Origin of the sequence: Phaeobacter gallaeciensis DSM 26640 (assembly GCF_000511385.1) — a bacterium.
Lineage (GTDB): Bacteria > Pseudomonadota > Alphaproteobacteria > Rhodobacterales > Rhodobacteraceae > Phaeobacter > Phaeobacter gallaeciensis.
Genome location: NC_023139.1, coordinates 20,280 through 34,018, shown reverse-complemented (window position 1 = coordinate 34,018; position 13,739 = coordinate 20,280). Strand labels below are relative to the sequence as shown.

The window sequence follows — 13,739 nt, the reverse complement described above, 5'->3', positions numbered from 1 at the left end:
TCCTACTCGACAGCGAACAACAGCAATAAGTTGCTCTGACTAAGCCCGCCACAATGGGACGTAAGCGGTTTTCTTCCTGCCCCCCCTACAGCCGTGGGCGGGTGCGCCATATACGCGGTGTCGACACCGCTCTCTTATCCCAACCCGCCAATTATGACTGAGGCTTCGGACAGGTGACGATCTCCACCAAATCGTCGGGATTATACTCTGCGGAGTGTGGGCCATGTAGGTGGAGCTGATCAAAACCGAGACATGGCCTTCTGAAAATTTCAGAAAATTTCAGCACCAGTTTCAGGACATCTGACCTCAGCGACCTGATGATGACTGGGCAAGGTTCACAACGACAGGGCCTGCTGCCAATCATCAAAGCGAGGAATTCACTATGTCTACCCTTTTGACAATCAACGTAAAAAATCTGGAGCCAGCAACCCAGGGCTTCTTCTTTTTCCAGGAGCCGGCAAACTATACCGGCGGTGCAACGGTATATTCGAACAGTCTCTTCGCAGAGAACCTTGCCAACTACGGTTCGTCAGGATCAATCCTGACCTTTCAGGTTGATCTGCAGTATTATGCGGGCATTCAGGAGGCCCATTCGGCACCGGCCGTTGGCCAGTCCTCAGGCTATTCGTCTGCCAGCCGTGCGATCGATCTTGCGCCTGCTGGTGGTGGCGCTGCCAATGACTCCACGACCGCCAGCGTGAGCCCTGCACTTGGCCTATCCACGCCAACGAACGAGGCCGGCGTACAGCCTGGCGCGTTCCGGATCAACACTCCCAGCTTCTCTTCACCGCCCTTCTACAACGTCGGCTCCGCGGTATCTGCAAACGGTGGGATCGTCTTGTCGAACTTTGTTCAGGCAAATCCACAGTCGCATGTCGATTGCGAGCCGATCCTGAAATACTACGTTGCAACAGGTACCTACACGCCTGGTACCGTGATGGATTTCACCGCTGCGTCAAAGACCTCGGCCCTGTGTGATTTCACCGGGGGCTACACTGTGATTGACGTGGAGCTGGCAGCTAATGGTGATTGGAACATCACCAGCCGGACCTAGGTCAACCTCTCTCCGTCCTTGGTGGAACTTCGGAGCAGTTTAGGCTGCGCCGTAGAATGGACTGCACTCATGCCGCATACGCTGACCATAGTAATCAGGAACCTGTCTCAATCTAAAATGCAGTTCTATGCGTTTCAGCATCCTGCAGATTACCAGAGTTCAGGAAGTGTACTTCAGTCGTCATCGGCCAGCTTAGCTACGGGTGCAGTCCTCCCCTACAAATCATCTGGGTCCACGCTTCAGTTTCAATTTGAACGACAACCTCATGTCGCCGCATTTAGCAATCAAGCTAAATTCGCCATGCTTGTGAAACCACAACCGTTTGAAAGCGCGGCGCAAACTTCAGTTGTTGCCAATTGGCCGATTGCTCTGACGCCAAGAGACCAGACCAAGCAGGTGCCTAATGATACTCAGTTGACGGTCGGATCGCTCGGTTTATCCATGCCGGTCTACGCATCGGGCATCCCTGAAGGGAACTTTGGTATCCAGATACCAAGCTACACTCCCACTGGTGGTTTGAAGCTCCACTGCGGCAATGGGATCAAGGTGAAAAACACGCAGGTCGTCTTGTCCAGCTACGTCACCCCCGCGCCAGTCAGTCACATATTCTGCGCGCCAAAACCGAAATTCTACGTGAAGACAGGCAATCATCCCGTCGGATCACCCATTTCGTTTTCGGCCGCAGGGGCTGCACTCTGCGATTTTACTCAGGGCTATTCCACCTGCAACGTGGACTATCAGCCAGACGGCACATTCACAGTCCACCGCCAATAATCACTTGTTGCGGGGCCTTTTTGGGCCCCGGGAAACACGTCGCTGCATGGCGATCTACCTCAAATCTCTGGTGAATAAGGAATTTAGATATGACACTTCTTAAAAGACTAGCTGCCACTCTCCTGCTGTTGATTACACTGCCTGCCCTTGCGCATGCTGCGTGCACAGCAACCAACAATACCGAATATTCCGCGGCTATTGCCCATGGCCATGCTTACACCAAGCACTCAGCCGAATTCGTACATGGAAAAGTAATCGATGGCTTGGCATTCCCCGATCCGACGATTGCCAATGCGGATGAATTCGCAACATTTCTTTTGGGGATTATGAACGCTCCGACGGAGTCCAAGCCCTTGGCCAACAATCGCTATGCATACTGGCACACGCCCACCGGCACGGTCATCATCACGAATGATAATGCCAATGACTGCGGCACCGCGTTTCGTCCATTGACCGGCAAGACCTACTACGACAACCTAAGTTGAGTTCAGCCCTAAATCCATGCCGTCTCTCCGATTTTGCGGAGGGCGGCAGATTTAATGAGGAAAGCGCAATGCCTGAAAAATCTCCAAACACGTTGACGGCAACAGAGTGTATGGCTTTGGCCAATTGTCTGAATCATATGGTTTCACAGACAGAAACGGACGAGTTTTCGACCCTTGTGGGTATTGACAAGGAAAGCGCGAAGGCCCTGATGATCAAGCTAAAAACTATGATCGCAAACTGACCTGAAGCCCGTGAACATTGCCCCTGCCGGGGCAATGTCGCTCAACCTCTTTCAGGCCAACCAAAATCCACTGAAATATCCACCTGGCCACCACCTGTTCGGGTTATGGGGACCTTGTTATCAGGATCTTCGGCCTCCGCCAAAGAGCGCAGCCAATTGCGGTCAGTCTCCACCCCTTCTGAAGTCATCTGAACCGCCAGACGCGCAACCCTGGGTGCCGCGACACTGGTGCCGCCCATGCGAGTCAAGCTGCCACTGCTGGATCCCGCGCTCAATACGCCGGTCAAGACCGGACTATCATCTGCAAGTGCCGCCGCATCGGGTCCTAGTCGATTGGCTTTTTTCTTCCCACGAGAAGGCGTAATCGGCCCTGCGGCGGAGTAGTCTGAGAGCAAGCGGTTACTTTGGGTGAAGGCGGCAACCACCATAGGTGTTTTCCCGCAGGCATAACCGCTCAACGTGCCGGCGCGGTGGATTGGGCTGGTTGTTCCCGCCGGATCCACCGGAAGGGGCGCGCCAAGCGCGTTGAAATAAACATAGTCAGCGTTGTTAAAATACCCTTGCCGACCACCGGGCAGAAAACCGGGCAAGGTTTCGTCACGCTCTATCCAGATTTGAACGTCATCAGTGCGACCCATATCGCAGGATGTAATATCGAGCTGCCAACGACCTGCTCGCGCTAGGTCGATAGCGGATTGATGCGCAGTAGGATTGATGCTGAAGGTCATCACCCCGCGACGTGTTTGCCCTCCGTCGAACCGATACGTCAGGCGTGCGACCTCTTGGCCTTGCTCATCGACCAGCCGCTGCCCGGTATTGCCCGATACATAAACTGTCTTGCTCGTGGGGCCAGATGGAACCGTAACACGGGCCCCGACAAACCGGGGTGGCGGATTGGTTGAGTGGTACGGCATCCACATCTGGAGATGGCTTGACGTCCGGTCATCCGGCTGAGCAACAAAATCCAGTTTCCACGATGGGCTCTTGGATTTGCTTTTCGCGTTCTGAAGGTTCAGGCCCGCATGAATACGACTAAGGTTACCATTGCCCGCCGGTAACACAATCTGGCGTGTTTGATCTGGATCGGGATTCTTCGCTTGCGGCCCGAAATATCGGTCAATCACGCGGTCAATACTGCTGGTTCCATCGTGCGGCCCGGCAAAGTTCCCATAGCTGAAATTGAATATGACAGGCGGTTTACTTTTGTCAGGCATTCGGAACCGCGCCGCCTGATTGCACAAGCGCTTGAGTGCTAGCTTAAAGCTGGGCAGCGTATTCTGTCCGGTAGAGTCCTCAGTAACCCGTGAGGGCAACAACGCGCAGATAATCGGTCGGTTACTCGGAGCGTTGCTCATCGAATATCCAGCGGCAAGCGCCATCACATGCGTGCCATGCGAACGACGCAGGGCAACCGCGGAAAGTGTTTTGCTTCGCGCATTTACCAAACCAACCGCTGCATAAAATGCAGGCTCATCTAACAAACCGTTGGTCGTATATTCCTGCAAAAGAGTGTCGATTTGGGCTTTACTATAGCTGCGCCCTGACGCCCTCCCCTGAGAGAGGTGTTCAGGAGACGCCGACAGGATAGTTGCAAACTCCACCCGTGACGACACAAGGCCATCTCGAAACAGGTTATGAGCGAAGGCAATCGCATCGTCGATGACAGCTGTGATGACCGTTCCTTCGGGCACCTCAATGATCTTACGATGATTGCTGTCATCATCATTTGTATCAACGTCAGGCAGATCAGCGGCCGCAACAGTTGCGCCCAACGTCAACCCTATCACTGAATAATCGGCAGCGTGACGGTTGAAGGCATCTAACAGCGGTTTGCGGGCAAAAATGGAAACGAACTGCGTTTCTTCGACCCGATCACGGTCATCTGCATCATAATCAACCGGGATGACCAAGTAATCCGGGAACCGGCTTTGCGCGCGCTCTTCAAACTCGCGGATACTGATATCTTGCAGCTCAACAAGGGCGGACCACCAAGGTTGAGACGCTGCTGATGTAGTGTGCACAAGCGGACGCGACAATCGATAGTCAGCAATGTCAGACAGCAGATCCTGCGACTGAAATGTTTCCCAATGCAATGGCATGGTTTTTACTCCTATTTCGACAAAGCATTGGAATTATATGGAGAAATCCTGCCACTCGGCCTGTGCTTTCTTCCAAAGCCAAGTCAGAACCGGAGAAGCCATATCCGGTGTCGTCGGGTGACACTCACTGGTGGCCCAGGGGTTACGTTTCTTGCCCGCCTTTTTCGTTTGGCGATCGTCGCGTGCAACATACAACGCGTGCCAATCAAAATCCTCCGCAGCATTGAACGCAGGGCCATTGAAGCAGGCACTTGTCAGCTCATTCGCCTCCGGGTCACAAACCGCGTGCAGATAGTCCGCTAATGTGAGCCCAAGCATAGCCCCGGCTGCACTATCAACTGGAAAGTGAACGCCTGCGACAGTCCGGTTTGTGGCAATCCGGGATGCCAAACGCATGAACATTTCGCCCCAGACGCCGTCTTGATGATATTGCTCCGAGTTGGAGGCCCGCAGCAGCTTCCATAGGAGGCGCGCCGTAACGAAGGATTCCGTGGCATGGCCACTCGGCAAAGAACCGTGAGTGGGCGTTGGGATTATGGGTTGAACCTGCGGCGAAAACTCTATCGGGCGTTTGGCAGAAATACTGTATTTCAAACGCATGCCACAATAGTTGGTGAACCCGAGTGCTGCAGACATCAATTCCAGCGTGAAGGGGGTTCTTGCAGGATCCATATAAGAAATCGACGCCAAAAAAGGCGTAATTGCGCTAGTCTGCGAAAGGATCTCTGCCGCCCGATCGCCACGCAGGTCAGCATAGGCGGTGAGATAGGCCATCTGTTCCTTGAACTGATCAATCGTCGGGGCTGTGATTTGGACTAGGAGGCTATCTGGTTGAGGCGAACGGCCCGCTGGCCGAGTATCCCGCCGCCAAAGGCTGGCGATTGCCGTCTCATCCGTGGCATCCGAAAATGCCACCCGCGAGCCTAATTCAGACAAGTATAGACTGGCCCGGACATCTGCCGATAACCGCGCCAGATTGCGCGGATCGTGGGGGCTACCCGGAGTAATGTGGGGGTTCAGATCTAAGGGCGCACCGACAATACCATCGCGCGTCGTTAGCAAGGCCTCAGCTGCGACCGTACTTCCAGCAGTTCCAAAGCTATTAAAGCTGTTGAAGCTATTGAAGCTATTGAAGCTGTTAAAACTATTCTCGGGCGAACCTTTGGCATTGAAGGGCAATTCAACTTTCCTTTGATAAATCATAGGGTACTCGCGATAGTCACCCGATCAGGAAGAGATCAGATGGCATGTCACGGCCTTAAATTGTTCGGGGCAACGCTCGTATGAAAAATTATGCTCAAACGACGCCATTCTACTGGCGCCGCCTACCATGCCGCTCTCACACTGACCGACCTTTACACCCCCTTGCGGCGCCAAAACCTACCAGAAACCAACACTGGGGAACGATGCATCCCCAATGCGCCAAGGCGCAGCGATTACTACCTTAGGGCGTTTTAAAATAAATGAAACAAAATAAAGTTGCACCTCTTATCATCGTGCTATGATGCCGCCAAAACAACGGTTCCACTTGAGATTCCGCTTAGGTTTCAGGAATCCCGAGGTCCTTCAGCGTTTCCGCAAAACGTAAACCGACTTGATAAGAGGAACTGGGAGACCGTTTCAGCCATCCGTCGACAGTCAGATTAGGCTGCACTCTCAGCAGCTCTCTAGTCGTTTTACGCGCGTCGCTCTCACGTCCCAAGCGCAATTGTGCGACAGCTTTTATCCGCAAAGTAGAGGCATGTGACCGGTTCAGCCGAAGCGAAGCCTCCGCCAGTTCAACGGTACGGGGCAAATTATCAGCGGCGAGGCTCGCTCCAGCAGAAAGCGCCAGGAACATGAAGCGATGCGGGTCGAGCGGGGCAAGATGCATGGCAAGTTCGGTGTCGCTGACCGCCAGATCCCCCTGTCCTTGAAACGCATAAAGCGTACCCCGCAGCAGGCGTCCGTTTGCATCGTTCGGGTTCACTTCCAGCGCTGTATTATAGCGATCTTGTGCAAGCTCCAAATCCCTAAAGAGATTAACTAAAACAGCACCTTCGCTAATAAGACCCAATGCACATTCTGGATCAATTTCGAGCGCACGCGATGTATACTGTAGCGCACTCTGACCATCATTTTCTGGCGTTTCTGTCCAACCTTGTTGGACCTGAAGAACATACCACCGGGCCACCCAGGACAAAACTAATGGGTGATCGGGAGTTCGATCCATCAACTCATCCAACATGACCCGCGCCGCTTGGAAATCGGATTTGGATAGCCTATGCATGAGAGCAACCGCACCCAGCAAAAGCGTTGAATTTTTCAACGATGTGATTGGCTGCAATCGTGATTTTCGCACTTCATTGAGGCTAATCGCTTTGCGAACGCTCATCACAATCTCATCAATAACACTGAGATTGTTGATCCAGCTTTCTAACGGCTTCAAGATCCGCTCTGACCATAAAATCTTGCCGGAAGAAACATCGGTCAATTCAAGAGTGACGATCACCCGTGCGCCATCTTCGTCGCAGACCCCGGACATCAGAAATTCTGCGTTGAACGTCTTTTTGCAAAGCTCCAACGTCATGTTTTCTGTCCGGATTCCGAACGTTGAGAGACGTGAAATTACGTTGAGGTCAGTTGATTGGGATAATGCCGATATGATGTCATCAACCAAGACATTGGCCAGAACAGGATCATGAGCGCTGCGATTACGTGTAGTAAACGGTAGGACAGCCACTGTTGGCAATACATCGTCCAGATTGGTGCGCGCAGCAGGATAGTATGTCGATCCATATCGGTGCACACGATACAAGCGGATACCATCGACCTCAGCCAGTTGATGCTGATCTCCTAGATCCTCGAATTCGCATTCCAAACTGAAGTGCAGCTGATCCCTTACCTCTACGGTGGCGTATTCCCGCCCATCGTTCGACACTCGCAGCAATTTTGACAAGGCTGCGATCCGGCTTCTTTCAAGAGTATCGAAGGCAGTGCGAAGAACGCCAATTCCCAACGCACCTGCACTCCTGTTCAAGGCCCGGCTGCATCGAACTGCTTCGATTGGGGTTGCAAAGGTCAGAGTTGCACTGTTTCCATCAATTGCTTTCGCCCCGGTGGGTCGGTGCAGCCGTACCACCGATTGTACCGCGTCATGCAGCGAGGTTTGGTCAGGCCCTCCTGCAGGTCGACATATGATCATCACAGTACGCTGGCGTGTCGCCTCCCATTCTATCAGGTCGGCGCTGATATGGTGAGGCAGAGTTTTCTGCGTGGTACTGGCGAGAACAACGGATCGACTATCCAACAGGTATCCTTGTTTTGGAATGGTGCGAAGCAACTTGCGATCGCTATCCCCCAACGATTTGCGAATTTCCGAGATGCATTGTGTGAGGCTGTCATCCGTCACACTCGTATTCGGCCAGACGGCAGCAAACAGTTCAGACTTGGTAATCACTGTACCTGATTGTCTGGCCAATACGGCTAAGACCTGGCCAGACTGAGGCCGCAACCGAACCGTGTTTCCAGACGGGTCTAAGAGTTCATTGGATACCGGATCATAGAAATGCTCTCCAATCTGAAGTTGGTTTCCGCCATCGGGATGCTTTACGGTATCGGTCATGAAGCCTAAGCTACCTATATATTTGATATTTTTACGCCCATGATACCCGATATTTTGCACTCTTCAGCTGTCGGTTCTGACGGCAAATCCAACGAAATTCTAAAAGCGAGCAGAAGCCTAACGCTTCATCCCTCAACATGTAAAAGTTACAATCATAAGAGCAACCCAGAATGTATCTGTCGCGTTCCGATGGCGACCCAGTCGCTCGTTTCAGCCGCATCCTTTTCGAAAGTGACTGGGTTTTTCCCCGCCTAAGGCAGAGTGTCGTCGGGGCGAGGCTCGGAAACCATATATGGTTGAAGATTGCCATCTACGTAGTCAGCTGCCCCTACCTGCAAAGGAGAACTGGTTGCTGACATCAGGGATTTGACCGCGAGCTGTCAGATAAGATGCTGAAAACGGCTTGGACTGGCGGGCAGCAGGAACCTTCTGCCGCGTCGACTGTTCTTATTATATATCAATCAAACGCAGTTAAGTCGGCGATCGTCGGCTGATCTGAGCTGAACAGGAGCAAGTCCCATGACAAAGTTCGAACCGAAAGAGCAGCTGTATGATCTGAATGGATCTGAACAGCATATCCCTTTGAAAAATCGTGCGGGTGAAAATGGTGATCCCACCCATGCAGACACAGAGGGTGCGCTTAAGGGGGATCTGGCTGACCAGGTAGACAAAGCCGATGCCGATACGCAGATTGCGGATGAACTGAAGGACCTGGTCGACAACAACTGACCACAGCTAACCAGCGGCGCAGTTGATAGTCTGCGCTGCTCCCCACCGCCAGTGCGCATGACATCGAGCTGTTTTTCGAGGCTGATCACTCCGAGTTCTCGCGTTTTCAGGTTCGCGACGATGTACATGAGTTAGTTGAGAGAGCACCCGAACCGATCTGAGCGCGTGATGGCGAGGCGATCGCCGACCTAGTCCATTTTGAGCCAAGGCTTTGATGTAGCCTTGGCAAGATGGTCCGAGGAGATAAGCTTGCATGGATATTCCCAGCTTCCCCCCCTGTTGCCTCGGCATATCGAAACCAAAGCCGCCAACTGCGCTCGCCGTGGTGAGCGCCGCGCAATCAGAATTTCCGACGGCCCCCGTACTGGGGGTCAGTTCAAAGTTGAACCCATCCCTGTGGCGGCTTGCCCTTACCTGGGTGGACCTCACCACACGTTTTGCAAGTGCGCGCCTCGATATTGGAGTGGAATGCCTCGTAAATCTTGGGCAATGCCGAGACGATGCCGTCTGTACCATCCAGTGTGACCTCTTCACGGTGAACCAGCGCCTCGCAGTTGAAGCAAAACCACTCAAAGCCCTCTTTCATACCGGGCCGGCGCGGCGCCTCGACGACGATGCCGATTGAGCCCTCCTGCGGGCGTTGCGGCGCATGGCGCACATGCGGCGGCAACATGAATACCTCACCCTCTCGCACCGGCACATCATAGATCTTACCGCCATCCGCGATTTTGATCATCATGTCGCCCTTCTGCTGAAAGAACCATTCCTCCACCGGATCATCATGGAAATCGCAGCGGGTGTTGGGACCGCCGACCACCATGACAATCATGCCGTCGCCGTCCTTGTGCAGCAGCTGATTGCCGACCGGCGGCTTCAGCTTGTCCGCGTTCTCCGCCAGCCATTTTTGAAAATTGAAGGGCTTCAGAGTAGGATGATTGGACATGTTTGATCTCCTTGGGACTATAACTGTTGCCTTGCGCGCAGTGCTTCAGGCGATGCTGCGGGAATGCCAAACGTTCTTGACAGTCAGATAGCTGTCCAAACCCTCGGCGCCACCTTCGCGGCCCTGGCCGCTGGCCTTGATCCCACCAAAGGGGGTTTCCGGTAGAGAGGCCTCCAACGTGTTGATCGAAAGGTTGCCAACCTCGACTTCGTCGATCATCCGGTCGATGTAATCGGCGCGGTTTGTCATGCCATAGCCCGCCAGCCCGTAGGGCACCGCATTTGCCGCCGCGATGGCTGCATCCAGATCTGCCACCGGGTTCAGTACCGCAATCGGCCCAAAAGGCTCCTCCTGCATGATCCGAGCCTCAGGCGGAACATCGGCCAGCACTGTAGGTTGGAAAAAATAGCCCCGCTCGCCTAGCCGCGCGCCGCCGGTCAGAAGCTCCGCGCCCTTGGCAACCGCATCCTCGACCAGCGCCGTCAGCACCGGGAGGCGGCGCTCGTTGGCGGTTGGCCCCATCTCGACGCCCGGCTCCACGCCGTTGCCAACGACGGTTGCGGCCGCACGTTCGGTGAAGCGGGCCTTGAACTCCTCAAAAATGCTGCGATGAACAAAAAAACGGGTCGGTGATGTGCAGACCTGACCGGTATTGCGCATCTTGCGGATGGCGCCACTGACCGCAGCCTTTTCCACATCCGCATCTTCGCAGACAATGACGGGCGCATGGCCGCCCAGCTCCATCAGCGCGCGGGTGTCGTGCCTGGCAGCAAGACTTGTCAGCTGGCGCCCTACGGCAGTGGACCCGGTCAGAGCCACGAGCTTTACCGCCGGCTGTGGGATCAGATATTCAGAGATCTCTGAGGGCACCCCGAACACCAGGTTCAGGACCCCAGCCGGCAGGCCCGCATCCTGAAATGCGCGCACGATATGCACCGCGCCGCCGGGCGTTTCCTCGGCTGCCTTCAGAATAATCGAACAGCCCGATGCCAGCGCCCCCGCAACCTTGCGAGCAGGCTGGCTCATGGGAAAGTTCCAGGGTGAGAATGCCGCAACCACCCCGATAGGATGATGATGGACTGACAGTTTTGAGCCCGCCGCCGCCGGAATGACACGCCCATAGGCGCGCATAGCCTCACCTGCATCCCATTCAAAGAACTCAGCGCCACGGATAACCTCCAGCCGGGCCTGTGCAAGCGGCTTACCGTGCTCGGCTGTGATGGTCTGTGCGATCACTTCCTGCCGCTCGCGCATCAGCGCGGCGGCCCGCAGGATGATATCGGCACGTTCACGCGGCGCGGTGCGGCTCCAGACCGCCAGCCCCCGCTCCGCCGCCGCCAGCGCATCCTCCAGATCCGCGCGACCGGCGCAGGGCAGCTGCCCCAATTCTTCTTCGCTGGCCGGGTTAACGACAGCGATACTGCGCTCCGCCTTCCGCCACTGGCCATCGATAAAGAGGTTGAGATCGGGATACATGTGCCTGCGCCTCCTGGAATTGAACGACCCGATTAGGCGCAGGCCTGGCACAAGCGTTCAACTGATATCCGGGAAAGCAGATATGCTGTTTCCTGATAGCCAATCCGCCCACCGGTCTACGGGCTGCTTTCGCTCTGGTCTTCCACCCGGTCAAAGAAGCGACGAGTGAAGCCCGCGTGCTCTTCCAGCAGGCGCACGGCCCGATCCTCATCGCGCGCCAATACCGCCTCCATCAGCTTGGTGTGATGCGCAATGCCAAGGGCGGCACGGCTGTGAGAGATCAATTCCGGACTCCCTAGGAACTTACTGCGGTTGTCGCCTGTGAACATGCTGAAGAAATGTCGGTCCAGATGGTTGGATATCTGATCGTAGAACAAATTCAGCCATTGTGAGCGCGACGCCACCAACAGCGCCCTATGGAAACCGCGGTGCCGGTCCGACCACAACCGCAAGTCATCAAGGTTGCTTGTCTCCGCCGGCTCGACCGCTTTGGCCAGCAGATGGTGGCTGGATAGGATCCCTGCCTCCCAGACATCATCACCATGCGCAATCGCCTCGCGCAGCAGGGCGGTTTCGATCACGAGCCGACAGCCTTCCAGGTCCATCAGTTCTGCTTGCGTCACCGCCGCAGCGCGGAAGCCACGATTGTTCTCCATCACCACGAATCGTTCACTCTCCAGTCGCCGCAACGCCTCGCGCATCGGCGTCACACCTAGGCCGCTATCCTTTCCCAATGCCGGGATCCGCAGCGGCGCCTCTGGCGGAATTTTCGCCTCAATCAACTGCTTGAGAAGGAATTGATAGGCCATTTCCGATTTTGACGACGCGGGCAAATCCACTGATTGACCTCCAAAGAAATAATCGTATACGATAAATTAAATCATATACGATTCTAGGTGTTCACTTGTTTTTATCAGTCGCACACCCAGCCCGAGAAGGAAAGCCAATGGCCCTCACCCCCACCCGCAACGCCGCTGAGGCTCTAGACAGCCAAGATCCGCTGGCGCACAAGCGCGACGAATTCTTCATTGAAGAAGGCACCATCTACCTGGATGGCAATTCTCTGGGTCCGGCTCCGAAAGCTGTATTCGACAGCATTGACCGAACCATGCGCGAAGAATGGGCTAAGGGGCTGATCCGCAGCCACAACACCGCCGGCTGGTTCATGCTGACCGACACGCTGGGGGATCGTCTTGCTCAGATGCTGGGCGCCGGCGAGGGCGAGATTGTGGTCTGTGACACCACCTCCCTCAACATCTACAAGACTCTGCACGCAGCGCTTTCGATGCAGCCCGGCCGTCGCAAAATCGTGGCAGAGGGCACCTCCTTTCCAACCAATCTCTATATGGCAGAGGGCGTCCGATCCACTTTGGACGGCGCCACCCTGGCATTGGAAGGCCGCGACGGCGACCGGATAGAGGATATGATCGACGCCAACACAGCGGTGGTGATGCTGAACCACGTGGATTACCGCTCTGGCGTGATCCGCGACGTAAAGGCGTTGACCAAGCTGGCGCATGAACGCGGCGCCTTGGTGATGGTAGACATGTGCCATTCTGCCGGAGTGATCCCGGTCGATCTGCACGATCTGAATGTCGATTTCGCTGTCGGCTGTACCTATAAATACCTCAACGGCGGGCCGGGATCACCCGCCTATGCCTATGCAGCCAAGCGCCACCACGGCAAGTTCACCCAGCCGCTCTCCGGCTGGCATGGCCATGCCGCCCCCTTCAAATTCGAGCAGAGCTACCGCCAGGGTGAAGGCGCCCGTGCGCTGTTGTGCGGCACCCAGCACACCCTGTCGATGCGCGCGCTGCAATCGGGACTAGCGGTCTTTGATGATGTTAATATCACCGATCTCTATTCCAAAGGCCGGGCATTGTCGGATCTGTTCGTCCAGCTGGTTGAGAGCTTCGCTGATGACTTTGGTATCGGCTTTTACAGCCCGAAAGACGGCACGCTACGCAACGGTCAGGTCTCACTAACCCATGCCGAGGGCGGCTATGCCATTGTGCAGGCGCTGATTGCACGTGGCGTGATCGGCGACTTCCGCCAGCCCAACGTGATGCGCTTCGGCTTCACGCCGCTGTACCTGCGCTTTGCCGATGTCTGGGACGCCGCCAACCACCTTTATGAGGTGATGAGAACTGAAGAGTGGAAAGAAGACCGCTTTAACGTCGTCAACACCGTAACCTGATCGGCCGCCGCGCTCCATGTGCGGCATCTGCCCCTAAACCACTGACTTCACGGGACCGCCTTGGCGGCGCATCCTGTGACGCTGCCTGCCCTGCGCCTGAAACTCTGCATCCCATCGGGTGCAGAATGATGCCCCG

The 13,739-nt window shown here is 55.2% G+C and carries 12 protein-coding genes; 6 read left to right on the top strand and 6 right to left on the bottom strand.

Features of this window, described 5'->3' with window-relative positions; all coding sequences use genetic code 11:
• Positions 1 to 382: 382 nt before the first annotated feature.
• The 4 genes from GAL_RS20245 (at position 383) to GAL_RS22565 (ending at position 2,555) form a co-directional block, all read left to right on the top strand.
• On the top strand, positions 383 to 1,054 hold the full coding sequence (locus GAL_RS20245) for a hypothetical protein (RefSeq protein ID WP_024099455.1): 672 nt from the start codon (positions 383 to 385) through the stop codon (positions 1,052 to 1,054).
• Between the two features lie 69 nt (positions 1,055 to 1,123).
• Entirely contained in the window at positions 1,124 to 1,828 is a 705-nt protein-coding gene (locus tag GAL_RS22025) for a hypothetical protein (RefSeq protein ID WP_024099454.1), read from the top strand.
• Between the two features lie 89 nt (positions 1,829 to 1,917).
• Positions 1,918 to 2,313, top strand: coding sequence for a hypothetical protein (locus GAL_RS20235; protein WP_024099453.1), 396 nt, complete (start codon positions 1,918 to 1,920; stop codon positions 2,311 to 2,313).
• Between the two features lie 68 nt (positions 2,314 to 2,381).
• Positions 2,382 to 2,555: a hypothetical protein gene (locus tag GAL_RS22565; protein WP_024099452.1), complete on the top strand. Its 174-nt coding sequence runs from the start codon at positions 2,382 to 2,384 to the stop codon at positions 2,553 to 2,555.
• A gap of 41 nt (positions 2,556 to 2,596) precedes the next feature.
• Here the strand turns inward: GAL_RS22565 and GAL_RS20230 are convergent, their stop codons facing one another.
• From GAL_RS20230 to GAL_RS20220, 3 genes are all read right to left on the bottom strand, one after another.
• On the bottom strand, positions 2,597 to 4,654 hold the full coding sequence (locus GAL_RS20230; protein WP_024099451.1) for a S8/S53 family peptidase: 2,058 nt from the start codon (positions 4,652 to 4,654) through the stop codon (positions 2,597 to 2,599).
• A 33-nt stretch (positions 4,655 to 4,687) separates the two neighbouring features.
• Complete coding sequence (locus GAL_RS22020; RefSeq protein ID WP_024099450.1) at positions 4,688 to 5,857, bottom strand: phosphatase PAP2 family protein; 1,170 nt, start codon at positions 5,855 to 5,857, stop codon at positions 4,688 to 4,690.
• Positions 5,858 to 6,194: 337 nt separating this feature from the next.
• Entirely contained in the window at positions 6,195 to 8,258 is a 2,064-nt protein-coding gene (locus GAL_RS20220; protein WP_024099449.1) for a winged helix-turn-helix domain-containing tetratricopeptide repeat protein, read from the bottom strand.
• A gap of 519 nt (positions 8,259 to 8,777) precedes the next feature.
• Between GAL_RS20220 and GAL_RS20215 the strand changes: the two genes are divergently transcribed.
• On the top strand, positions 8,778 to 8,987 hold the full coding sequence (locus GAL_RS20215; RefSeq protein WP_024099447.1) for a hypothetical protein: 210 nt from the start codon (positions 8,778 to 8,780) through the stop codon (positions 8,985 to 8,987).
• A gap of 376 nt (positions 8,988 to 9,363) precedes the next feature.
• On the opposite strand, the gene GAL_RS20210 is transcribed toward GAL_RS20215, so the two are convergent.
• The 3 genes from GAL_RS20210 to GAL_RS20200 all read right to left on the bottom strand — a co-directional run bounded on the left by GAL_RS20210 (position 9,364) and on the right by GAL_RS20200 (position 12,245).
• Positions 9,364 to 9,930 (bottom strand): 3-hydroxyanthranilate 3,4-dioxygenase, encoded by a 567-nt coding sequence (locus GAL_RS20210; RefSeq protein WP_024099446.1) that lies wholly within the window; start codon positions 9,928 to 9,930, stop codon positions 9,364 to 9,366.
• A gap of 45 nt (positions 9,931 to 9,975) precedes the next feature.
• Complete coding sequence (locus GAL_RS20205; RefSeq protein WP_024099445.1) at positions 9,976 to 11,406, bottom strand: NAD-dependent succinate-semialdehyde dehydrogenase; 1,431 nt, start codon at positions 11,404 to 11,406, stop codon at positions 9,976 to 9,978.
• A gap of 116 nt (positions 11,407 to 11,522) precedes the next feature.
• Positions 11,523 to 12,245 carry a GntR family transcriptional regulator gene (locus tag GAL_RS20200; protein ID WP_024099444.1) on the bottom strand — a complete coding sequence of 241 codons (723 nt, stop codon included), beginning with the start codon at positions 12,243 to 12,245 and terminating at the stop codon, positions 11,523 to 11,525.
• Between the two features lie 107 nt (positions 12,246 to 12,352).
• Here GAL_RS20200 and kynU point away from each other — a divergent pair, with 107 nt between their 5' ends.
• Positions 12,353 to 13,603, top strand: a complete 1,251-nt coding sequence (kynU, locus tag GAL_RS20195) for a kynureninase (protein ID WP_024099443.1) — start codon at positions 12,353 to 12,355, stop codon at positions 13,601 to 13,603.
• Positions 13,604 to 13,739 lie beyond the last annotated feature (136 nt).

Coding starts and splice junctions, on each gene's coding strand:
- GAL_RS20245 (WP_024099455.1), top strand. CDS start 383: ATGTCTACCCTTTTGACAATCAACGTAAAAAATCTGGAGCCAGCAACC.
- GAL_RS22025 (WP_024099454.1), top strand. CDS start 1,124: ATGCCGCATACGCTGACCATAGTAATCAGGAACCTGTCTCAATCTAAA.
- GAL_RS20235 (WP_024099453.1), top strand. CDS start 1,918: ATGACACTTCTTAAAAGACTAGCTGCCACTCTCCTGCTGTTGATTACA.
- GAL_RS22565 (WP_024099452.1), top strand. CDS start 2,382: ATGCCTGAAAAATCTCCAAACACGTTGACGGCAACAGAGTGTATGGCT.
- GAL_RS20230 (WP_024099451.1), bottom strand. CDS start 4,654: ATGCCATTGCATTGGGAAACATTTCAGTCGCAGGATCTGCTGTCTGAC.
- GAL_RS22020 (WP_024099450.1), bottom strand. CDS start 5,857: ATGATTTATCAAAGGAAAGTTGAATTGCCCTTCAATGCCAAAGGTTCG.
- GAL_RS20220 (WP_024099449.1), bottom strand. CDS start 8,258: ATGACCGATACCGTAAAGCATCCCGATGGCGGAAACCAACTTCAGATT.
- GAL_RS20215 (WP_024099447.1), top strand. CDS start 8,778: ATGACAAAGTTCGAACCGAAAGAGCAGCTGTATGATCTGAATGGATCT.
- GAL_RS20210 (WP_024099446.1), bottom strand. CDS start 9,930: ATGTCCAATCATCCTACTCTGAAGCCCTTCAATTTTCAAAAATGGCTG.
- GAL_RS20205 (WP_024099445.1), bottom strand. CDS start 11,406: ATGTATCCCGATCTCAACCTCTTTATCGATGGCCAGTGGCGGAAGGCG.
- kynU (WP_024099443.1), top strand. CDS start 12,353: ATGGCCCTCACCCCCACCCGCAACGCCGCTGAGGCTCTAGACAGCCAA.